The organism is Bradyrhizobium cytisi (genome assembly GCF_008123515.1).
Taxonomy (GTDB): Bacteria; Pseudomonadota; Alphaproteobacteria; order Rhizobiales; family Xanthobacteraceae; genus Bradyrhizobium; species Bradyrhizobium cytisi.
Map to the genome: position 1 here is coordinate 12,069 of NZ_VSSR01000064.1, position 20,442 is coordinate 32,510.

Sequence of the window (20,442 nt, forward strand, 5' to 3'; positions counted from 1 at the left end):
TGCGTTGGCTAGCCGCGGCTTGCAACCCTAGCATGGGCATAACGGCGTGGGGTGGGGGCTGCCAGATTTTCGCGAGCTTGTGAGCAGGCGGGAACCGCGGCTTTCGCGAGGAATTCGCGTCCAACTCGGGGGTTATCGCTTCCAACGTCGAGCAGGCCCGCCGCCCACGCTGGCCGGCCTGCCACATAAACGCGTGGGGGAGGAAGACCATGTGGAATCAAATCTATGATCCGCTGCACAGCCCCGTGCTGTCGACGATCGCGGCGGCGATACCCGTCGTCACGCTGCTGGTCCTGATCGCGAGCGGGCGCGTCAAGGCCCATATCGCAGCTGTTATCGCCGTGATCGTGACCAACCTGATCACGATCTTCATCTTCACCATGCCGGTGAACATGTCGATCCGCGCCTCGATCCTCGGCATTGTGACCGGCTTCTTTCCGATCGGCTGGATCGTTCTCAACGTCATCTTCCTCTACCAGGTGACGGTGACGACCGGGCGGTTCGAGCTGTTGAAGCGCGCGGTCGGCGGCGTCACCGAGGACCGGCGGCTGCAATTGCTGCTGATTGCCTTCTCGTTCGGCGCCTTCTTCGAGTGGGCCTCGGGCTTCGGCACACCGGTCGCAATCACCGGCGCCGTGCTGATCGGGCTCGGCTTCTCGCCGCTCGCGGCGTCCGGCCTGTCGCTGATCGCCAACACGGCGCCGGTCGCCTATGGCGCGCTGGGCACGCCGATCCAGGGCCTTGCCTCGGTCACGGGGCTCGATCCCTACATCCTCGGCGCCATGGTCGGACGGCAATTGCCATTCTTCTCGCTGATCGTACCGTTCTGGGTGGTGTGGGCGTTCGCGGGCTGGAAGGGCATGAAGGACATCTGGCCGGCGATCCTCGTCACCGGCGTGTCGTTCGCGGTCCCGCAATTCGTGATCTCGAACTACATCAATCCCTGGATCGTCGACATCGGGGCGTCGCTGATCTCGATGGGCGCGCTGATCCTGTTCCTGAAGGTGTGGCAGCCGAAGCAGCTGTGGCTCTCGGCTGCGCTGCGCGGCCGCGACGAATCGGTATCGCATATGGGCACGACAACGCCGCTCGACAAAACTCCGCTCACGCAGGCCGAGCTGTGGAGCGCGCTGTTGCCGTGGATCATCGTCTGCATCGTCATGCTGATCTGGGGTAATGGCGCCTTCAAGACCTGGGCGAACGGGATCTTCACCTGGAACTACGCCGTTCCCGAACTGCACCAGATGATCAACAAGATGCCGCCGGTCGCGCCAGGGCCGACCAAGGAGAGTGCGGTGTTCAGCTTCACCTACCTGTCGTTCACCGGCACTGGCATGCTGATCGCGGCGATCATTTCCGGCTTCCTGATGGGCGTGGGTCCTGGCAGGTTGCTGACCGAGTACGGCCGCACCATCCGGCTGTGTGCGATCTCGTTGATCACGATCTCAGCGATGCTCGCGATCGGCACGCTCACCCGCCTGTCCGGTGTCGACGCCACGCTCGGTCTCGCCTTCGCCGCGACCGGTGTGCTCTATCCCTTCTTCGGCACGCTGCTCGGCTGGTTGGGCGTGGCGCTGACCGGATCGGATACCGCATCGAACATCCTGTTCGGCAACCTCCAGAAAATCACCTCGCAGCAGATCGGCCTGTCGCCGATCCTGATGGCGGCGGCGAACTCGTCCGGCGGCGTGATGGGCAAGATGATCGACGCGCAATCGATCGTTGTCGCCTCCACCGCCACCAGATGGTACGGCCACGAAGGCACGATCCTGCGCTTCGTGTTCTGGCACTCGATCGTGCTGGCCTGCCTGGTCGGCGTGCTCGTGACGTTGCAGGCCTACGTCTGGCCGTTCACCGCGCTGGTGCTGAAGTAACGGGGAGGCGTGTTACAATGAAATCCCCGCGGGTCTCGGCTCGCGGGGATTTTTTGTGTCTTGGATCGACGAATCTTCTCAAAGGCTTCGCTGTCTTATAGAAGACCCGGTGAGTCAGGTCGATCGAGAGGTCTCATGGTTTCGTTCAAGCGGATGGTATGTGCGGCGGCCGCGGTGCTTGCGATGTCCACAGTCGCGCGTGCGCAGGAGGGCTTTCCCTTCGGTGCCGAGATGACGTTGGAGGCCGTGCCGCAGCCCGGTTCGAAACGAATTCCGAACATCGAGATCGGTGACAATGGCGAGGTCGTGATCGAGCTCTGGTGCAAGGGCGGCAAGGGACAGTTCTCGGTGGCCGGCAACACCGTGATTTTCGTTCCCGGCGCAATTCAGGATCGCTCCTGTCCGCCGGCAAAGGCCCAGGCCGATGACGATCTCGTCGCCGCTCTCGCCGCTGCCGAGACCTGGAAGCGTCAGGGCGACGTGCTCACGCTGATCGGCCCGAAGCCACTGCGTTTTCGTACCAACGGGAATTGAGGCCCGCTCTGGTCATTCCCCGCGAAGGCGGGGAATCCAGTATGCCGCGGCCTATCTATTCAATCACAATCGTCTCGGAGTACTGGATCGCCCGGCCAAGCCGGGCGATGACAGCGCGTTGTTGTGTGCGCCCTACTTCCACACCGACTTGTCGGCGTCCCAGCGCTGGCCCTTCAGCTCCCTGGCGAGCGCCTCGATCGAGCCGTTGTCGTCGGGCTGGTCGCCTTCCTCATCGGCGCTCGCCTCATCCGACACGTTGAGCTTCGCGCCGCTGCTCTCATCGGCGGTCGTGGTCGAAGGGCTGCCGATCCAGACCATCAGTCTGTCGGTCGGCCCCGGCTTGTCGGCGGAGACGAGGCCCGAGACCTCGATCGTGTCGGTGAGATCGAGCGCGGGGAAATCCTGGTTCGGACGCTTGAAGACGAGCTTGAGCTTGCCGGTGGCGGCGTTGAAGCTCTGCGAGACCGGCTTTGCCGCAAGCGTCTTGCCCAGCACGCCAGCCACCGCGGTGGCAAGCTTGTCGCGGTTGATCTTGTCGCCGTCGCGCCAGTCGGCGGCGGGGATGCGGATGGTGCGGTCCATCTCCGCCAGCCCTGCGGTCCAGCCGGCGGCGGTGACACCCGGCATCGCCTTGAATTTCGCGAGCAGTGCGGCCGAGCGCTCCGGATCGACCGACATGTTGATGGTCTGCTCGCCGGCGCGCAGCGCATCGCAGCCGACGCTGAGACTTGCCAGCGTCACCTCGACGTCCTGGCCCCTGAGGCTCTTCAGGAAGTCGGTCGCGTTATCCAGCTTGACCTTGACCGCGATCGCTTCGGGCGAGACTTCGGTAAAATCCTTCGGCTGGGGCGTAATGCCGTCGTCGGTGGTCTGGTTGTCCAAAAATTCCTTCTCGCTGAGATCGGCATTGTCAGGCGAGGTCACTTCGGTCACGGCCTGGCCGATGCCGATCTGGCCGCGGAACTCGAAGGTGTCGCCGGTCGGCTTGCGCGTCAGCTTGACGGTGACCGGCGCCTTGGCGCCGAGGCTCGAGGTCGTGCCGCTCAGCGTCTGGCCTGCGATCTGGAGATTAACGACGAAGCGGTCCTTGCGGTCGGAGTTCTTGGCGACGGGGTAGCAGACGTCGAGCACGGCTGCGGTGACCGTCTTGCCCTGCCGCGTCTCCTTCAGGATCACGTCGGCATTGCCATCCATCAGGCCGTCGATCGAGGTGAAATAGCGCGTCTCCATGCCGCCGGGCGCCGTGGCCTTCGGCGACAGCTTCATCTGGGCGGAGGCGACCTCGGGAGAGACGGCGAGCAGGGCCGCCAAAAGGGCGGTCGAACAAACCAGAAGCGCGCGCATTGACGAAATCCTCGAACGAATGGAATCGGGCGCCACCGTAGTGGGTTTTGGCCGCCGGTTGAATCGGAAAGCGTGCAGCATGATCGGCAAAAAAGAAGGCCGCCCGGAGGCGGCCTTCGCAACGCTATCGGGTGAGGATGGGCTCAGAAGCCGCCCATGCCGCCGCCGGCCGGCGCGGGCGGGGCTTCCTTCTTCGGCGCTTCGGCGACCATGGCCTCGGTGGTCACCAGCAGGCCGGCCACGGAGGAGGCGTCCTGCAGCGCGGTGCGCACCACCTTGGCGGGATCGATGATGCCCTTCTCGATCATGTCGACATAGTCCTCGGTCTGGGCGTCGAAGCCGAAGGTCTCGGACTTGTTCTCGAGGATCTTGCCGACCACGATCGAGCCCTCCACGCCGGCATTCTCCGAGATCTGGCGGATCGGAGCTTCCAGCGCCTTCAGCACGATGTTGATGCCCGCCTGCACGTCGGCATTGGCGTTGGTGAGACGCCCCACAGCCTTCTTGGCGCGCAGCAGCGTCACGCCGCCGCCGGGGACGATGCCTTCCTGCACCGCGGCGCGGGTGGCGTTGAGCGCGTCCTCGACGCGGTCCTTCTTCTCCTTGACCTCGATCTCGGTCGCGCCGCCGACGCGGATCACCGCGACGCCGCCGGCGAGTTTGGCGAGACGCTCCTGAAGCTTCTCACGGTCGTAGTCCGAGGTGGTCTCCTCGATCTGGGCCTTGATCTGGCCGACGCGGGCCTCGATCTCCGGCTTCTTGCCGGCGCCCTTGACGATCGTGGTGTTCTCCTTGTCGATCACGACCTTGCCGGCACGACCGAGCATCTTCACCGTGACGTTCTCGAGCTTCATGCCGAGATCTTCGGAGATCAGCTGGCCACCGGTCAGGATCGCGAGGTCTTCCAGCATGGCCTTGCGGCGGTCACCGAAGCCCGGCGCCTTGACGGCCGCAACCTTGAGGCCGCCACGCAGGCGGTTGACGACCAGGGTCGCCAGCGCCTCGCCCTCGACGTCCTCGGCGATGATGACGAGCGGCTTGCCCGACTGCACCACGGCTTCCAGCACCGGCAGCATGGCCTGCAGGCCCGAGAGCTTCTTCTCGTGCAGGAGGATGTAGGCGTCCTCGAGCTCGGCGGTCATCTTCTCGGGGTTGGTGACGAAGTAGGGGCTGAGATAGCCGCGGTCGAACTTCATGCCCTCGACGATGTCGACTTCGGTGTCGAGTGACTTGTTTTCCTCGACGGTGATGACGCCCTCGTTGCCGACCTTCTGCATCGCCTGCGCGATCATCTTGCCGATGGCGGCGTCGCCGTTGGCCGAGATGGTGCCGACCTGGGCGACCTCGGAGGAAGCGGCGACCGGCTTGGCGCGCTTCTCGATGTCCTTGACCACGGCCGTCACCGCAATATCGATCCCGCGCTTGAGATCCATCGGGTTCATGCCGGCAGCAACCGCCTTGGCGCCTTCGCGCACGATGGCCTGGGCCAGCACGGTCGCGGTGGTGGTGCCGTCGCCGGCGAGATCGTTGGTCTTGGAGGCGACCTCACGCACCATCTGGGCGCCCATGTTCTCGAACTTGTCCTCGAGCTCGATCTCCTTGGCGACGGTGACGCCGTCCTTGGTGATGCGCGGCGCGCCGAACGACTTCTCGATGACGACGTTGCGGCCCTTGGGGCCGAGCGTCACCTTGACGGCGTTGGCGAGAATGTCGACACCGCGCAGCATGCGATCGCGCGCGTCTCCGGAAAACTTGACTTCCTTGGCAGCCATGGTCTGCAATCCCTGTTATGTCGTGATGTGTCTTGTTTGATGCTGTGCTGCGGAATGATGGATGCCCGGACCTGATGATCCGGGCATGGCATTCAGCGGCTGTTCAGGCGTCTGGCCTTAGGCCATCACACCCATGATGTCCGACTCCTTCATGATCAGGAGCTCCTCGTTGTCGATCTTGACCTCGGTGCCCGACCACTTGCCGAACAGCACGCGGTCGCCGACCTTGAGGTCGATCGGGATCAGCTTGCCAGCCTCGTCACGACCGCCGGGGCCGACGGCGACGACTTCGCCCTGGGACGGCTTTTCCTTGGCGGTGTCGGGGATGATGATGCCGCCCTTGGTCTTTTCCTCGGCATCGATACGTTTGACCACGACACGGTCATGCAGCGGACGAAATTTGGACTTAGCCATGACGTTTCCCTTTGGAGGCTCAGTTTTCCGAAAGTAGCGGAGGTGGGTGAGGGCGGCGCTCCCGTCCATCCTCTGCCCGAGGATCAAACGGCGCCCCTTAGCAATCGGTCTTTCCGAGTGCTAATAGTGCGCAGGGGATATGGCTTGACTGCGATCCTGTCAAGCAAAGGTGGTTAAGCGATTGGTGAGGCGGATATAGGATGGTGTCTACGGAAACTCGATTCCGGCGCGGGCGTATATTAAGACGTCATTGCTACGGCTGCGGTTTTGCGCTTGGCTGCGGGAGGGATGCGGCCATGGTCTTGTTCGGGGGAATGCCATGATCAGTTCAGCTCACGCGCGCACGGTTGCCAATCTGGCGGCGGCCTCTTGCTTGGCGCTGCTGCTCGGCGCCTGCGGCGGCGGCATGAGCCTGCCGTCCTTTTCCTCGTCCCAGCCGGCGCCCGAGGCCGAGCCGGGCACCGGGCCGGAAATGCCAGCCTCGATCCGCGGCGACGAGATCGTCGGCCGCTGGGGTCTCGCCTCGTTCCAGAACCCGGCCGACCGCGCCCGCACCGAGGCGGCCGCGCGCGCCCAGTGCAAGAATCCCTACGTGATCGGCGCCGGCACCTCCGGCGGCGTGGTCATGCATCTCGCCGACCAGGCCACGCCGCAGGAATTGCGGCTGAAGGGCTCGGCGGGCGGCAAGAATTATATCGGCCCCCCCGGCCCGACGCCGGGCGAGCAGGACCGCGAGATCGTCTCCTTCGACGGCCGCGTCATGATCACCCGCTTCGTCGACAAGGACGCCGCCACCCGCTACGGCAACATGGTCTACGTCCGCTGCGCGCCGAGGGCGTGAGGCGGGCCGAGCTCTAACCGCTCGTCATTGCGAGGAGCCCGCGACAAAATTGCGAAGCAATTTTGCGCTGGTGCGACGAAGCAATCCAGACTGCTTCCGCGGAGGGACTCTGGATTGCTTCGCTGCGCTCGCAATGACGAAAAAACGCCGGCTTCTCGCCGGCGTTTGCTTTCCGTCTGTCGCGTCGCTTAGTCGAACAGCGCGTCGATGTCGTCCTGCGAGGCGTGGCCGACGTCGCCGGCGAGCTTCGGGCCGTTGAGCAGTTTGTCGTCGTCGCTGCGGGTGTCCACCTGCGCCGGCACGTGGGCCTTGATCGCGTCGACGCCGCCCCAGATTTCCATCATCGCATTGATGTGCTGCTCGATGAACTTCATCGTGCCCATGACCTTGCTGATGCGCTGGCCGGTCAGGTCCTGGAAGTTGCAGGCCTCGAAGATCGAGATGACGCGTTCCTGGATGTCGTCGGCGAGCCGCTTCTGTTGATCGGCCGATTGCACCTTGGACATCGCGCTGGCCGCCTGGTCGATCGACTCCGCGGCTTCGAGGATCTGCTGGGTCGCCTGTTCGGTGCCGCCGACCACCGCGCCGAGCTCGCCATTGACCTTGGCCATTTCGCCGCCGTCAAAGCTCTTGCCGTGCAGCGTCGCGATCTCGCGCTTGGTGCGGTCGATGGCGTCATGGATGAGGTCGAGCTCGACCTTCAGCTTCTCGCACTGCTCGATCTGGGCCCGATAGGTCTCGAGCATCGTGCGTGCGTCGGAAAGCTCCTGGTTCGTGGAGGCGTCGATCGCCGCCATGGCTGCGCTGCCGGACATGGGCACAGTGCCCCTTGCCATCTGTGCGCGGATTGCGCGCAGCTCCGCCATAATCTCGGTATGCATCGGGCCTGCCTCTTCTGCTACGTCAAGAATTGGCATCTCGCCACCGGCGATATCCTCGACACGAAAACGCTTGCGGTGAACAGCCATCAGGAACTCCCCCACCTCACTCACGCGTCTTTGTAGGCAGAAGCAATTTAACACGAGGTTCACGGCAGGAACTGTCGTGCGGCCGCGCGCGACGACATGCAAACGGGCGATTAACCATGAGGCTCCGCCCTTCATCGAAAATAAACGCTGACCGCCAAATTGTCCCGCCGCGCGCGACGTGGTGAATCGAAACGTCGTTTCTGTTTACCAAACGAAACGGAGTTTGCTCTTTATTGACCACGTCGAGGACGCGGACAGCAAGCCGCGTTCGGCGGCAAATGCAACTAGACGAAACAGTACAGAGTACGTCGATGTTCAAGAAAATGTCTGTCGCGCTGCTCGGCAGCGCTTGCGCCTTCCTTGTCGGCGCCGATCGCGCCAGCGCGTTCGACAATACAGTGCCGAACGATCCGCCCGCGGTGCTCTACCAGCCGCATGTGCCGCCGGCGCCGGTGCGCGTCGCCTCCAATGCCAATATGGGCGGCGGCTTCATCGAGTTCCTGTTCGGCGATGGGCCCGGCCGCGGTCCGGCCTATGCGCCGCAGCAGCCGATCTATCAGCAGCAGCCCGCCTACAACGATCCACGCCGCCTGCCGCCGATGGGCGAGCCGCAGATGCAGGGCGGATATCAGCAAGGCGCAGGTCTCCAGCAGGAGGCAATCGATCCGCGGCAGCGTTCGTTCGATCCGAAATTCGAGAAACAGCTTGTTGACTATAGCGGCAAGGAAAGCGCTGGCACGATCGTGGTCGATTCCAACAACAAGTTTCTCTATCTCGTCGAGGGCAACGGTCGGGCGATGCGCTACGGCATCGGCGTCGGACGCGAGGGGTTCACCTGGAGCGGCGTGAAGTCGATCACGGCCAAGCGCGAATGGCCGGATTGGACGCCGCCGGCGGAGATGATCGCACGCCGCCCCGATCTGCCGCGGCACATGGAAGGCGGCCCGGAAAACCCGCTCGGCGCGCGCGCGATGTATCTGGGCTCGACGCTCTACCGCATCCATGGCTCCAACGAGCCCTGGACCATCGGCACCAACGTCTCCTCTGGCTGCATCCGCATGCGCAATGAGGACGTCATCGATCTCTACGGCCGCGTCAATGTCGGCACCAAGGTCGTGGTGATGTGAGCGCCTGGCATTCGAAATGAAAACGGCCACCCTTTAGGTGGCCGTTTTGGCTTGAAGGAGCAGCCTTACGCGTAATCGCTGCCGCCATCGTCTCCGCCGCCGAAGTCACTGTCGTCGGCGAGGTCGACATTGCTGTCGCTATTGTCGTCGTCGCTTTGATCGTTGTTATCCCGATCGTTCGACGCCTGGTCGAGGAAGCCCTGACGCGAGTCGTCGCGATCACGGTTCGAGCCGATGTCGTTGAGGCCGGCATCGCGGGCAAGTGAGCCGCCCGACTGGTCGCTGCCGCCCCACGGGCTGCGGTCACCTAGGGCGTTGGTGTCGCCAAACGCCTGCTGATGCGGTCCGCCCATCATGCCGCGGATGCTGGAGAGCAGCAGCGAGCCGCCGACCACACCGGCCGCGGCCGCGGCTGCCGTGCCCAGGAAGGAGCCGCCGCCACCACCGACCGGCGGGGCGCCATAGCCTTGCCCTGGTCCCTGTCCGTAGGCCTGACCATAAGGTGGCTGGCCGTAGCCCGGCTGGGCCTGCTGCATCGCCTGGCCGCTGTTCCAGACCGGCCGCGCGTCACGCGGCGGCACGTTCGGAACCGAGCCGCGCGACGGGCTCGAGCCGAACAGCGTGTCCCGCATGGTGTCGAGGAAGCCGCCGGACTGGGACTGCTCCGGCGCATGGGCCGCTTCCAGCTCCTGGATGCGGTTATGCGCGCGCTTCAGCGCTTCGTCCTGTAACAGCGTGGTTTGCACCAGCGCATAAACTGCGCCCGGCGCCTTGCGGAGGCCGTCCGAAATCGCGGCGATCGCGTCGGGATCGCGCGGTGCATTTTCCAGTTTCGAAAGTCGATCGAAGAGGTCGTCGACGAGCTGGCGTTCCTGCGGCGTCATGGTCTGTCTCCCTCGCGCGAAACAAGCGCAAGCGGAATGTAGGGTTCCATTGTGGCCCCAACAGTGGCGGCCGGATTAAATTTCGGTATGCGACAGACTGCCCCGCGGGCTCGATTTCGCCGGTTTCATTGCAATGTCACGTGGCTGGTCGCGAGAAGCTGCGCAAAGGCGTCGCTAGCGAGATAGGCATGCTCGCGCTCCCTGACATCCGTCATCGGGTCGAGGCCGGTGAGGACCTCGTCGACGAAGCCGGGATGGCACATCACGAGGCCGCCCTCGGGAAGACCTTCCAGGAACTGCCGCACCAGATCGCCGAAATCGGCCGCGCGTGTGAAATCGTAGGCGCCCGCAAATGCGGGATTGAACGCAAGACCGGCGCGCCTGGCCCGGCGGCGGAATTGCGCGCTGAGGACATCGAGCACCATCGCTTTCGGCGACGCCAGCCGTTGCGCCAGCGGCAGGTCGCGTCCGCCCTGGCGCACCCACGCGTTGGGCGCCGCTTCGCTGACGGCATCGAGGAAGCCGTCGCGCACCTGCGGAAACAGCTGCACATGCTGATGGCCGTCGACGAAATCGGGCGCGCGGCCGAAGGCTTCTGCGAAAGCGGCGAGCTGCGCTCTCACCTCGTTGCGAAAGAATTCGCGGTCGAGCCGCCGCAGGAATCCGGCGCGCAGCAGTTTTGGAAAGGCCATGAACATGTCGCCATCGAGCGGCCGGAAATGCATGGTGAGGGGGCGGAACGGCGCCGACAGCGTCACATGCAATCCGATCGCGCAGCGCGGGCTCGTCTTCGCTGCGGCCTGGAGCGTATCGATCTCGCCACGCTCGATCGCGGGGCCCACCATCATCACCGAGGCCGCGTTGAGGCGGCCGCGCGCGACCAGGTCGCGGATGGCGCGATTGACACCGGGGCTGATGCCGTAATCGTCGGCGCAGAGCCAGATCGGCCGCGGCGCTGCCGCCGCACTCATTCGGCCGCCGTCCTCTTCGACGCGTCGTCGGCCTTGCCGGTCTCGAAATGCTTTTCACTGTGCTCGGCGACGAAGTAGATCGGACGCGCCTTCAGCTCTGAGAGGATCTTGCCGATATATTCGCCGACGATGCCGATCATGATGAGCTGCACGCCACCGATCGTCATCAGGCCGATCACGAGGGAAGGATAGCCGGGTACCTGCTTGCCGGTGGTCCAGACCTCCCACAGGATCGACAGGCCGAACAGGAAGGCGCCGCCGGCGAGGATCACACCGAGCAGGCTCGCAAAACGCAGCGGCGCCACCGAGAACGAGGTCACGCCTTCGATCGACAGGCCAAGCAGACGCGCCGCGCTGAAGGTCGTCACGCCATGGGTGCGCGGCGCCGGCTCGTAGTCGACGCGGATCTGGCGGAAGCCGATCCAGCTTGCCAGGCCCTTGAAGAAGCGGTTGCGCTCCGGCAGCTGCCGCAGCGCTGCGACCGCGCGCGGCGACAGCAGGCGGAAGTCGCCGGCATCCTCCGGGATCTTCTGACGCGCGCCCCAGTTGATCAGCGCGTAGAAGCCGTGCACGGCGACCCGGCGCAGGAAGGGCTCGTTGTCGCGATGGGCCTTGGCGGTGTAGACGACATCATAGCCGTCCTCGATCCAGTGCCGCACGAGCTGCTCGACGAGCGTCGGCGGGTGCTGGCCGTCGCCGTCCATGAACAAAACCGCGCCGAGCCGGGCGTGGTCGAGGCCGGCCATCAGCGCAGCCTCCTTGCCGAAATTGCGCGACAGCGACACCACCTGGACATCGACCGCATCGGCCGGCAGGCTGCGGGCGATCGACAGCGTCGCGTCCGCGCTGCCGTCGTCGACGTAGATGACCTCGCAGGATAGCCGGTAGCGTTGCCGCAAGGTCTTGGCGATATCGCAGATGCGCTGATGCAGGACGGCGAGGCCCGCCGCCTCGTTATAGACGGGGACGACAATCGACAGCCCCTTCGCAGCGGCACTCGCTGCGGTGGCGGTCAGGCCGGAAACGTCAGAGCCCAGCGTCATCGATCAAGGTTCCAGAGGGCGTTCAAAGTCATCTCAACAGCATATGGTAGCTGCTGCTTGCTGTCGCTACGCTGAACGGACCTGAGGCTCACTGCCGCAGGAACGTTTCGAGCTTGGCGAACAGCGGGTTCTCCCGGTCGAACACGTAGTCGAGCGAGACCACCGAGACGGTCTCGGCGCCATGTTCGCGCAGGAAGCTCGCGAGCGCGTAGAGCTGTCCGGGTGGGCAGTGCAGCGTGAGCATGCCCGACGAGGTCGGCCCGCCGAACGGAGCCTCGACGCCGAAACGGCTGTGGGCCTCGGTGAGCAGGGTGGCGTCGCATTGCCGGAAGCGGGTCCGGACCTCGCGATATTTGTTGGCCCGGGCCCGGGCGGCGATGTGGTCGAGGATGACGCGGGCGGTCTCGCGGGCCTGCGGCGACCAGTCGGCCTCCTTTGAGGCGACCAGATTGGCCTGGCTGCGCAGGATCACGCCGTCGTCGAGCACCCGCAAGCCATTGGCGGCGAGCGTCGCACCTGTCGTGGTGATGTCGACGATCAGCTCGGCGCTGCCGGCCGCCGGCGCGCCCTCGGTCGCGCCGGTGCTCTCGACGATGCGGTAATCGGTGATGCCGTGGCTCTGGAAGAAGCTGCGCGTGAGGTTGACGAACTTGGTCGCGACCCGCATCCGCATGTGATGCTGCTCGCGGAAGCCGGTGGTGACGTCGTCGAGATCCGCCATGGTGCGGACGTCGATCCAGGCCTGCGGCACCGCGACCACGACGTCGGCATAGCCGAAGCCGAGCCCGTCGATCAGCGACACGCGCTTGTCGGCGTCGGCGATATTCTCGCGCACCAGGTCTTCGCCGGTGACGCCGAGATGCGCGACGCCGCGCGCGAGCTGCGATGCGATCTCGCTCGCCGAGAGATAGGCGACCTCGACATTGTCGAGCCCTGCAAGCGTGCCGCGATAGTCGCGGGCGCCGCCGGCCTTCGACAGCTTGAGCCCGGCGCGGGCGAAGAAGGCCTCGGTGTTTTCCTGGAGGCGACCCTTGGAGGGAACGGCCAGAACGAATGGCGCGCTCATGACTTAAGCTCCCACCTTGCGGCCGATCCTGGTCAGCGCGTCCACCCAGACCGAGAAGCCGACGGCCGGGATCGGCGCCGGCGATCCGAGCTGGGTCATCAGTCCATCATAGCGGCCACCGGCAACCAGTGGCTCGGCGCCGTTGCCTTTGTGATGCAGCTCGAATTCGAAGCCGGTGTAGTAATCGAGGCCGCGCCCGAACGCGGTCGAGAAGCGCGTGGCCTTCACGTCGATGCCGCGCGCCGCCATGAAGCCGATCCGGCTCTCGAACTGGTCGATTGCGCCGGCAAGGTCGAGCTTTGCGTCGGCGGTCAGCGCGCGCAGCGCGGCAATGACATCGTCCGGATTGCCTGAGATCGACAGGAAGCGCTTCAGCACGGTGACCGCCTCGCGCGGCAGTGCACCGCCCTTCAGCGTCGACTGCTCGAGGAAGCGGTCGGCGATCTCGGCCGTGGTGCGGCCACCGACATTGGTGGTGCCGGCGATCGACATCAGATCGGTGACGAAGGCCAGCGCCGCCTTGCGATCGGAGCCCGCCAGCGCGGCCAGCACGCCCTCATATTCGCTGCGCGTGGTTGCGGTCGTGCGGGCCAGCCCTTCCAGATCCTGCTCCAGGCTGATCCTGCGATGGAAGTCCTTGACTAGGCGGCGGCGCCAGACCGGATAAAGGTCGAGCGCGTCGAGCAATGCGTTGAACAGCGCAACGTCGCCGGTGCGGATCTCGACGTCGCGCACGCCGAAAGCCGCGGTCGCCTCCAGCGCCAGCGCCAGCGTCTCGGCATCCGAGGCGGCACGATCCTGGCGGCCGAACGACTCGATCCCGGCCTGGAGGAATTCACTGGCCTGTCCGCTGCGGTAGCGGAACACGGGACCCAGATAGCTGAACCCGGCCGGCTGGCCGGCGCGGCTGGAGGCGAGATAGTCGCGCGCCACGGGGATCGTCAGGTCGGGGCGCAGGCAGAGCTCGTCGCCGGACAGGTCGGTCGTCAGATAGAGGCTTTTGCGGATGTCCTCGCCGGACAGGTCGAGGAACGGCTCGGCCGGCTGCAGGATGGCGGGCTCGGCCCTGACATAGCCGGCCTGCGCAAAGGACAACAGCAGCGTATCCGCCCAGGCGGCGGAGCCGGCAGCATTTGAGGTGGCAGTCGCGGTCATCTCGGGGTCCATCGTCCCGGCGGAACCGGGCGGGGCAAGGGGAGGCCAAAGGGAGGCAAGCAGTTGGCGCAGCCCTTAGCATGGCCTGAAAGCGGTTTCGACCTCCAAAGGATCAATCGCTTAACGGTCTTCTGTCGTGCCCCAGATGTCCTGGGAAAGCCACTGGTGGCCGGGATGCGCATACGACAGAGCTGATGCTCGCGCCTCAGCCGAGATCATGCAGATCCTTGCCGAGCGGCGGCGTCAGGCGAAACGCCGAAAAAACGACCTTCAATCCGGCCCGCTCGGGCGTGCAGGCCATCGGCCCCACAAGGTACGAGTCTGCCTTGGCGAATGGCGCCAATCGCACAAGCGGCCAAAGCTTGCCATCGGCCGAAACCTGCAAGCGAAGGACACCATTGGTCACGGTTGCGCGCATCCAGAAGTCGCCGGCGTCGTGCCCATAGGGGGCTGTCGCCCAGTCCGATCGTCCGTCGGTCAGAACGCTGCCAAGCATGGCGCGGCCGTCGGAGAATTCGATTCCGGCCTTGACCCAACGTTGCGCGTCGATACGGACCATGATGCCCGCCTGGTCGTAGAGCGCCCGAAAGTCGCCCTGGACGCGCAATTCGGCGGTGAATGCCTCGGCGGTGCGGAAGCCCAGGAAATGTCCGCTGTCCCGACTGAAGCCGTAATGGGTTTCGCGCCAGAAATCGGTGGCTCGATCAGTGACCATCTCGAGGCCGTCGCCGCGCGCGGTCCACCGTTCCGGTTCATTCAGCCACACGCCGTCGCTTCTACGGAAGATCGGATCGCTCATGTCAAACCTCGATCAGCATTGGCTGCCGGTCCAGCGCCATCCCACAAGGAGGACAACCCAAACGAATGCAGAGTCCGGTTCGACCAGGTCGAACCAGACTCTGTCACTCCTGCGTCAGCCTGAAGATCAGGAGGTCAAAGCAGCCCGTTCTTCTTCAGGATATCCGATGCGTTGTCCTTCGTAATCAGCATTGTGGGCAAGGTGATGACCGGCTCCAGTTTCTCGCCCTTCAAGAGTTTGACAGCTTGCCGCAGCCCTTCGGCTCCGGGCGTTGCATAGAGGAACGTCGCCGTGAGCTGCCCCTTGCTGACCCAGGTCACGCCTTCATCCGGCAGGCCATCGATGCCAAGAATGAACTTGATATCCTTGTCGCGGCCGGCGTCCTTGGCCGCGAGATAGGCGCCGTAGGCCATCGGATCGTTATGGCCATAGACCAGGTCGATCTTCTCGTTGTTGCGCAGCGCGGTCGTCATGATGTTGTAGGCCTTATCCTGCTTCCAGTCGCCCGACTGGTTGTTGAGCAGGTTCTTGATGCCCGGCTCCTTGTCGGTGAAAGCATGGAAGCCGTCGTGCCGGTCGTGGGCGGGCTGCGTGCCCATGCCGCCCCAGATTTCGACGACGTTGCCGGCCGCCTTGCCGGGACCGCCGAGCAGCTTCACTGCATATTCGCCGGCGGCCTTGCCGATCGCGACATTGTCGCCGCCGATGAACTGTGTGATCCGCTTGGTGTCGACGTTGCGATCCAGCACGATGACCGGAATCTTGGCGTCGATCGCCTTCTCGACGACGCCGGTCAGGCCCGCCGATTCCTTGGGTGAGATCAACAGGACGTTGACCTGCTGGACAACGAGGTTCTCGCAATCGGCGACCTGCTTCTCGGTCTTGTCCTGGCCGTCGGTGATGACGAGCTCGACATCGGGCTGCTTCTTTGCCTCGGCCTGGATGTCCTTGTTGAACTGAACGCGCCACGGCTCGAGCGTGGTGCATTGGCTGAAGCCCACCTTCCATTTCGCGGCGGCCTTGGCGGGACTCCAGCCGGCCGGTACGTAGATCGTCATCGCGGCGCCGGCCATGGTGGTCGACAATTTTAGGAATTCACGACGCTTCATCGAAATCCTCCCTTGCAAATTGCGCCTTGGCGGCGCTTGGCAGCCGACAGGATTCGGCTGTTTTCGGATCGGCGCTGGCTTCCGGCGATCGGCTGAACCGCCATCGCGCGATGAGCTGGCCGAGATTCTGCTCCTGCACCAGCACGGTGCAGACGATGATCAACCCCTTCATCAGCAGCTGGACGTTGGAGTCGATGTTCTGAAGCTGCAGGATGTCCGAGAGCAAACCGAAGATCAGGACGCCGACGAAGGTGCCGGCGAGACCGCCTCGGCCGCCCATCAGGCTGGTGCCGCCGATCACGACCGCGGCGATGGCGTCGAGCTCGAGCCCGGCGCCGGCATCGGGCTTGCCTTGCCGGTACTGCGCGACGAACAGGACCCCTGCAATTCCCGCCAGGAGCCCGGACAGCAGATAGGCGGTGAGCTGGACCTGGGCGACCTTGATGCCCGAAAGCTTGGCGGCCTCGATGTTGCCGCCGATCGCATAGGCGTAGCGTCCAAAGGTCGTGAAACGCAGGATCGCGCCGAACAGGACGATCGCCGCGAGGAAGAAAACACTCGGCACCGGCAGCACGCCCCACAGCATCGAGCGGAGCAGCTCGAATGATTCGGTGGCGTTGGTGCCGGTGTAGACCGGCACGACGGCATTGTCCTGGCCGGCGGTGAGACGGGCGATGCCGAGCGCACTGACCATCATCGCCAGCGTGACGATGAAGGGCTGCAATCGACCGGTGACGATCAGGACGCCGTTGATCGCCCCGAGCATCAAGGCGAGGCAGGGCGCGACGAGGAGAACGCCGAGAACGCCGAATTTGGTCGCGACCTGGTTCCCCGTCCACCATGCCACCGCGATCGCGACGACAAGGCCGAGCAATCCTGGAAGCCCCGTGCTGCGCCATGACGATAGCGCGATCTCGCGGCGTCGCCCCGCGCTGACATCACGGCCACGGGCGAGACCGGCAAAGATGAAGCGCGCAGCAAGGGCAACGGCAACACCACTGACAAGCGTCGCCGCCGGAACGCCGATCACAGCGGCCGTGGTCCAGCCGGGCTTGGTGAGCAGCATCGCGCAGATCACCGTCGAAAAGCCCATGACCGAGCCGACCGACAAATCGATGCCGCCGAGCAGAATGACCATCGTCATGCCGGTGGCGACCAGGCCCGTAATCGAGACCTGCCGCAGGACATCGGTCAGGTTGCCGTAGGACAGGAAGATATTGTTACCGGACGACGTATGCGGCGAGGTGAGGGCGCCGACCAGGCAGATGAGCAGCAAGCCCCAGTAAAGCTTGGTCCGGGACAACAGCCGAAGAAGCGCCTTCATGACAATGTTTCCTGCGACCAGGCTGCCATGCCCGGCGCTGCAAGGCGCATCACCGTCTCTTGCGTCGCGCTTTCGCGCCGCAGGATTCCGGTCTGCCGCCCCTCACACATCACCAGGATGCGGTCGGATAGCAGAAGAAGCTCCGGCATCTCGGAGGTGACCACGACGATGCCGAGGCCTTGCGCGGCGAGATCAAAGATCAGCCGGTAGATATCCTGCTTGGCGCCGATATCGATGCCGCGGGTCGGCTCGTCGAGCAGCAGAATCCGTGGTTCGGTGGCGAGCCATTTGCCGATCACGACCTTCTGCTGATTGCCGCCGGAGAGCGCAGCTGCCGTCTGATCGATGCCGGTGCAGCGGACCGAGAGCCGGCCTACCATGTCGGCCGCCAGCGCGCGTTCACGCGCGACGGCGCGCAGGCCGAAGCGCGATAGCGCGCCGATCGAGGGCAGGGCGATATTGTCGCAGATCGAGGCCGCGAGGTGCAGGCCGCGCTCTTTGCGATCCTCGCTCACGAGCGCGACACCGAGGCGGTAGGCCTCCGCTGGCGAGCTGATATCGACGGTCGCGCCATCGATCGCGATGGCGCCGCCCCGCCAACCGTTCGCGACACCAAAGATAGACTCCAGGATCTCCGTCCTGCCGGAACCGAGCAGGCCGCCGATGCCCAGGACCTCGCCGCGCCCGAGCTGAAAGCTGACGCCGTGCAACATCCGGCGCCAGCCATGCGGACCAAGCGTGTCCAGCGTCAGGTCATCCACCGAAAGGACGTTCGCGCCGTCTTGCACGGCCGCCCCGCGATCGCTTGTGACCATGTCGCGGCCGACCATCGCCGAGATGATCGCGCCCCGCGACAAGTCACCGATCGGAGCCGTGACAACGTGCCTGCCGTCGCGCAGCACCGTCACCCGGTCGGCGAGATCGAGCACCTCCTCGATACGATGCGAGGTGTAGATGATCGCGACGCCTTCGCTCGCGAGTTGTCGCACGATCTTGAACAGGGTCTCGCATTCCGACGACGACAATGCAGAGGTCGGCTCGTCCATGATGAGGATGCGGGCGTCGAGCGATAGCGCCTTGGCGATTTCCACCAATTGCTGCTCGCCGACGCGCAAGTCGGCGAGTCGACTTTCGGGAGCGATCCGGACGCCGAGGCGGTGCAGCAGGCGCTCCGCCGCCTTGACCATGCGGCGGCGGTTGATGAGCACGCCGCCGATCAGCGGCTCGCGACCCAGAAAGATATTGTCGGCGATGCTCAGCTCGGGAACGAGATTGAGCTCCTGGTGGATGATCGCGACGCCGGCCTCTTCAGCATCGCGCACACCGGCAAATGCGGCGGCCCGGCCACCGACCTCGATCGTCCCCAGGTAACTCGTATGCACGCCCGCAAGAATTTTCATCAAGGTGCTCTTGCCGGCACCGTTCTCGCCCATCAGTGCGTGCACCTCGCCGCAGCGCAGATCGAAGTCGACGCTACTGAGCGCCTTTACACCGGCAAAAGACTTCGAGACGCGCTCCGCAGAAAGCACAATTTGCCCGGTCGGCGCGCAGGCCCGGCCCAGCTCGACCATACGCGGGGAGCGGTGCGCGGCCCGATCATCCTCTTCTCCGAGGGCGCCGAAGCGTGTCTCCATCGGGCTACTCTCCTCCCAGCGCGCTCAAAGTCTCAGGAGACGTCGCGCGCCAGCTGTTCGTTCGTCATTTTTCTGATATGCTAGTTATATCAGTTGCCGCTCGTCAAGCCTCTTGCTGTCAACAATTGGCTTCCGCACCACTGGAAATGTGAACGTCAGCCAAAGGACCAGAGCATGCATTCAGTCGGCGGATTCGGCGGAGGAACGACCGCCGCGCGTCGGGCGGGCGGGTCGAAAGTCGACCAGGCCTATTTGGCGCTCAAGCGTGCCATCGTTTCGGGTGCGCTCGCGCCGGACGCGCCAATCGACAAGAACGAGTGGTGTGCCATTTTCGAAGTGTCTCGACTCTCCATAACGACCGCGATCAATCGGCTGGCTTTTGAGGGGCTTGTCGTGGTTGAGCCGCAGCGCGGCTCTTACGTGGCCAAGATCCACCTTGAGGATGTCAGGCAATGGATGTTGATGAGGCGTGCGCTGGAGATAGAGGTGGTCGGGGTCTGCGCGGCCGACATGCCGGACGATGCGATTGCTGCGCTTGGTCAGAACGTCGCCTACCAAATGGCCGCCATCACCAGCGGTGATCTCCAGGGTTTCCACGAACTCGACACCCGATTTCATCGCCAGATGACTGAGGGCTTGCGTCTGGGGCGGGTTGGTGAGGTTCTCGATCCGATCCGAACTCATCTGGAGCGCGTTCGCCGGACGCTTCTGCCGGAGCCGGGACGGCCCGAGGGAACCTTCCGCGAGCACGAAGCGATATTTCGAGCCATTGCTGCCCATCAGCCTGATCAGGCAAAAAACGAAATGGCGAACCATCTCGATCGCGTATCGCGCGAGCTGCAGTCTTTTGTCGTGAAGCATCCCGGCTTCTTCGAAGACTAGCACCCGGAATCAGAGCTTTCGCGATCCGACGCGCCTGCACCCCCTGACGTCACAATGCGATTGAGTCCGGCGGACAAGTCGTCGCATACTCATTTTGGGTATGGCGGATGAGACGTTCGCTGCTGCCTTCGTTTACAAGATGAATGTTGGCTTCCGATTCATGCGCAATGCTTCTGATATTATCCGGACGGTCTCGCGACACACGCTGGCCTATATGCTGTTTTCGATCAGCGAGATGTTCCGGAATTACGACGAATTCGATCCGATGGACCTTCTGATCGTGCACGCGATTCTCAATGCGAACGTCATCAATGTGATGAACGATCCGTCACTGGACGAGAGGTTTTCCAGCATTCACACGGTCGAGCCGGATACGATCAAGCAGGGCGTGTCCCGCGCGGCACTGTCTCGCTTCCTCCGCCTGCCGCTGGAGACGGTTCGTCGTCGCGTGGCGGGACTGAAGAGGCGGAAGGTTCTCGCCGAGACCAAGGCCGGGCTGATCGTGACCGAGCAGAATGCATTCAAGTTTGGCAACAACCACGAGCTACAGAAGACCAACATGCTGCTGCTGACGAAGCTGCTTCGCGATCTCAAGCGCGCCGGCATCAACGGACCGGATGATCTGAGTGCCGCCAAACTGGTCGTGGCGACGAAGAAGGCGAAGTAAGCGGCAAGACATGGATCAAAGCCATCTCAACATT

Annotated in this window: 19 protein-coding genes; 6 read left to right on the plus strand and 13 right to left on the minus strand. The window is 64.3% G+C overall.

Annotation, left to right across the window (positions count from 1 at the left end; translation table 11 throughout):
* Nucleotides 1–209 precede the first annotated feature (209 nt).
* Together FXB38_RS32570 and FXB38_RS32575 are read left to right on the plus strand one after the other, a co-directional pair.
* Nucleotides 210–1,874, plus strand: coding sequence for an L-lactate permease (locus tag FXB38_RS32570; RefSeq protein ID WP_148755070.1), 1,665 nt, complete (start codon nt 210–212; stop codon nt 1,872–1,874).
* A 135-nt stretch (nt 1,875–2,009) separates the two neighbouring features.
* Entirely contained in the window at nt 2,010–2,408 is a 399-nt protein-coding gene (locus tag FXB38_RS32575) for an META domain-containing protein (RefSeq protein ID WP_148755071.1), read from the plus strand.
* 132 nt (nt 2,409–2,540) lie between these two features.
* Here FXB38_RS32575 and FXB38_RS32580 read toward each other — a convergent pair whose 3' ends face one another.
* The 3 genes from FXB38_RS32580 to FXB38_RS32590 all read right to left on the minus strand — a co-directional run bounded on the left by FXB38_RS32580 (nt 2,541) and on the right by FXB38_RS32590 (nt 5,938).
* Complete coding sequence (locus FXB38_RS32580) at nt 2,541–3,752, minus strand: hypothetical protein (RefSeq protein WP_187435302.1); 1,212 nt, start codon at nt 3,750–3,752, stop codon at nt 2,541–2,543.
* A 143-nt stretch (nt 3,753–3,895) separates the two neighbouring features.
* Entirely contained in the window at nt 3,896–5,524 is a 1,629-nt protein-coding gene (groL, locus tag FXB38_RS32585; protein ID WP_148755073.1) for a chaperonin GroEL, read from the minus strand.
* Nucleotides 5,525–5,641: 117 nt separating this feature from the next.
* On the minus strand, nt 5,642–5,938 hold the full coding sequence (locus tag FXB38_RS32590; RefSeq protein WP_014491914.1) for a co-chaperone GroES: 297 nt from the start codon (nt 5,936–5,938) through the stop codon (nt 5,642–5,644).
* A 319-nt stretch (nt 5,939–6,257) separates the two neighbouring features.
* Here FXB38_RS32590 and FXB38_RS32595 point away from each other — a divergent pair, with 319 nt between their 5' ends.
* Nucleotides 6,258–6,779, plus strand: coding sequence for a hypothetical protein (locus tag FXB38_RS32595; RefSeq protein WP_187435303.1), 522 nt, complete (start codon nt 6,258–6,260; stop codon nt 6,777–6,779).
* A gap of 188 nt (nt 6,780–6,967) precedes the next feature.
* Here FXB38_RS32595 and FXB38_RS32600 read toward each other — a convergent pair whose 3' ends face one another.
* Nucleotides 6,968–7,747, minus strand: a complete 780-nt coding sequence (locus FXB38_RS32600) for a protein phosphatase CheZ (protein WP_148755075.1) — start codon at nt 7,745–7,747, stop codon at nt 6,968–6,970.
* A 311-nt stretch (nt 7,748–8,058) separates the two neighbouring features.
* On the opposite strand from FXB38_RS32600, the gene FXB38_RS32605 reads away from it, so the two are divergent.
* On the plus strand, nt 8,059–8,874 hold the full coding sequence (locus tag FXB38_RS32605; RefSeq protein ID WP_148755076.1) for a L,D-transpeptidase: 816 nt from the start codon (nt 8,059–8,061) through the stop codon (nt 8,872–8,874).
* Between the two features lie 65 nt (nt 8,875–8,939).
* On the opposite strand, the gene FXB38_RS32610 is transcribed toward FXB38_RS32605, so the two are convergent.
* The 9 genes from FXB38_RS32610 to FXB38_RS32650 all read right to left on the minus strand — a co-directional run bounded on the left by FXB38_RS32610 (nt 8,940) and on the right by FXB38_RS32650 (nt 18,796).
* Complete coding sequence (locus FXB38_RS32610; protein WP_148755077.1) at nt 8,940–9,758, minus strand: DUF2076 domain-containing protein; 819 nt, start codon at nt 9,756–9,758, stop codon at nt 8,940–8,942.
* Between the two features lie 125 nt (nt 9,759–9,883).
* Nucleotides 9,884–10,729: a ChbG/HpnK family deacetylase gene (locus FXB38_RS32615; protein ID WP_148755078.1), complete on the minus strand. Its 846-nt coding sequence runs from the start codon at nt 10,727–10,729 to the stop codon at nt 9,884–9,886.
* A complete protein-coding gene (locus tag FXB38_RS32620) occupies nt 10,726–11,772 on the minus strand; it encodes a glycosyltransferase family 2 protein (RefSeq protein WP_148755079.1) in 1,047 nt (348 codons plus the stop codon). The genes FXB38_RS32615 and FXB38_RS32620 overlap by 4 nt, the downstream gene beginning before the upstream one ends.
* Nucleotides 11,773–11,860: 88 nt before the next feature.
* Nucleotides 11,861–12,838: an ATP phosphoribosyltransferase gene (gene hisG / locus FXB38_RS32625; protein ID WP_148755080.1), complete on the minus strand. Its 978-nt coding sequence runs from the start codon at nt 12,836–12,838 to the stop codon at nt 11,861–11,863.
* Nucleotides 12,839–12,841: 3 nt separating this feature from the next.
* Nucleotides 12,842–13,993, minus strand: a complete 1,152-nt coding sequence (locus FXB38_RS32630; protein ID WP_148755081.1) for an ATP phosphoribosyltransferase regulatory subunit — start codon at nt 13,991–13,993, stop codon at nt 12,842–12,844.
* A gap of 205 nt (nt 13,994–14,198) precedes the next feature.
* A complete protein-coding gene (locus FXB38_RS32635) occupies nt 14,199–14,792 on the minus strand; it encodes a DUF1349 domain-containing protein (protein ID WP_148755082.1) in 594 nt (197 codons plus the stop codon).
* A gap of 134 nt (nt 14,793–14,926) precedes the next feature.
* Nucleotides 14,927–15,850, minus strand: coding sequence for a substrate-binding domain-containing protein (locus FXB38_RS32640; RefSeq protein ID WP_430640200.1), 924 nt, complete (start codon nt 15,848–15,850; stop codon nt 14,927–14,929).
* 37 nt (nt 15,851–15,887) lie between these two features.
* Nucleotides 15,888–17,225, minus strand: a complete 1,338-nt coding sequence (locus FXB38_RS32645; RefSeq protein WP_148755084.1) for an ABC transporter permease — start codon at nt 17,223–17,225, stop codon at nt 15,888–15,890.
* Complete coding sequence (locus tag FXB38_RS32650) at nt 17,222–18,796, minus strand: sugar ABC transporter ATP-binding protein (RefSeq protein WP_148755101.1); 1,575 nt, start codon at nt 18,794–18,796, stop codon at nt 17,222–17,224. Before FXB38_RS32650 ends, FXB38_RS32645 begins: the two co-directional genes overlap by 4 nt.
* Before the next feature lie 237 nt (nt 18,797–19,033).
* On the opposite strand from FXB38_RS32650, the gene FXB38_RS32655 reads away from it, so the two are divergent.
* Nucleotides 19,034–19,741, plus strand: a complete 708-nt coding sequence (locus FXB38_RS32655) for a GntR family transcriptional regulator (protein WP_148755085.1) — start codon at nt 19,034–19,036, stop codon at nt 19,739–19,741.
* Between the two features lie 160 nt (nt 19,742–19,901).
* Complete coding sequence (locus FXB38_RS32660) at nt 19,902–20,408, plus strand: hypothetical protein (RefSeq protein WP_148755086.1); 507 nt, start codon at nt 19,902–19,904, stop codon at nt 20,406–20,408.
* Nucleotides 20,409–20,442: the final 34 nt, after the last annotated feature.

Bases quoted from the DNA above. Each gene is read 5' to 3' on its own strand.
- FXB38_RS32570 (WP_148755070.1), top strand. From the start codon at position 210: ATGTGGAATCAAATCTATGATCCGCTGCACAGCCCCGTGCTGTCGACG.
- FXB38_RS32575 (WP_148755071.1), top strand. From the start codon at position 2,010: ATGGTTTCGTTCAAGCGGATGGTATGTGCGGCGGCCGCGGTGCTTGCG.
- FXB38_RS32580 (WP_187435302.1), bottom strand. From the start codon at position 3,752: ATGCGCGCGCTTCTGGTTTGTTCGACCGCCCTTTTGGCGGCCCTGCTC.
- groL (WP_148755073.1), bottom strand. From the start codon at position 5,524: ATGGCTGCCAAGGAAGTCAAGTTTTCCGGAGACGCGCGCGATCGCATG.
- FXB38_RS32590 (WP_014491914.1), bottom strand. From the start codon at position 5,938: ATGGCTAAGTCCAAATTTCGTCCGCTGCATGACCGTGTCGTGGTCAAA.
- FXB38_RS32595 (WP_187435303.1), top strand. From the start codon at position 6,258: ATGATCAGTTCAGCTCACGCGCGCACGGTTGCCAATCTGGCGGCGGCC.
- FXB38_RS32600 (WP_148755075.1), bottom strand. From the start codon at position 7,747: ATGGCTGTTCACCGCAAGCGTTTTCGTGTCGAGGATATCGCCGGTGGC.
- FXB38_RS32605 (WP_148755076.1), top strand. From the start codon at position 8,059: ATGTTCAAGAAAATGTCTGTCGCGCTGCTCGGCAGCGCTTGCGCCTTC.
- FXB38_RS32610 (WP_148755077.1), bottom strand. From the start codon at position 9,758: ATGACGCCGCAGGAACGCCAGCTCGTCGACGACCTCTTCGATCGACTT.
- FXB38_RS32615 (WP_148755078.1), bottom strand. From the start codon at position 10,729: ATGAGTGCGGCGGCAGCGCCGCGGCCGATCTGGCTCTGCGCCGACGAT.
- FXB38_RS32620 (WP_148755079.1), bottom strand. From the start codon at position 11,772: ATGACGCTGGGCTCTGACGTTTCCGGCCTGACCGCCACCGCAGCGAGT.
- hisG (WP_148755080.1), bottom strand. From the start codon at position 12,838: ATGAGCGCGCCATTCGTTCTGGCCGTTCCCTCCAAGGGTCGCCTCCAG.
- FXB38_RS32630 (WP_148755081.1), bottom strand. From the start codon at position 13,993: ATGACCGCGACTGCCACCTCAAATGCTGCCGGCTCCGCCGCCTGGGCG.
- FXB38_RS32635 (WP_148755082.1), bottom strand. From the start codon at position 14,792: ATGAGCGATCCGATCTTCCGTAGAAGCGACGGCGTGTGGCTGAATGAA.
- FXB38_RS32640 (WP_430640200.1), bottom strand. From the start codon at position 15,850: ATGACGATCTACGTACCGGCCGGCTGGAGTCCCGCCAAGGCCGCCGCG.
- FXB38_RS32645 (WP_148755084.1), bottom strand. From the start codon at position 17,225: ATGAAGGCGCTTCTTCGGCTGTTGTCCCGGACCAAGCTTTACTGGGGC.
- FXB38_RS32650 (WP_148755101.1), bottom strand. From the start codon at position 18,796: ATGGTCGAGCTGGGCCGGGCCTGCGCGCCGACCGGGCAAATTGTGCTT.
- FXB38_RS32655 (WP_148755085.1), top strand. From the start codon at position 19,034: ATGCATTCAGTCGGCGGATTCGGCGGAGGAACGACCGCCGCGCGTCGG.
- FXB38_RS32660 (WP_148755086.1), top strand. From the start codon at position 19,902: ATGCGCAATGCTTCTGATATTATCCGGACGGTCTCGCGACACACGCTG.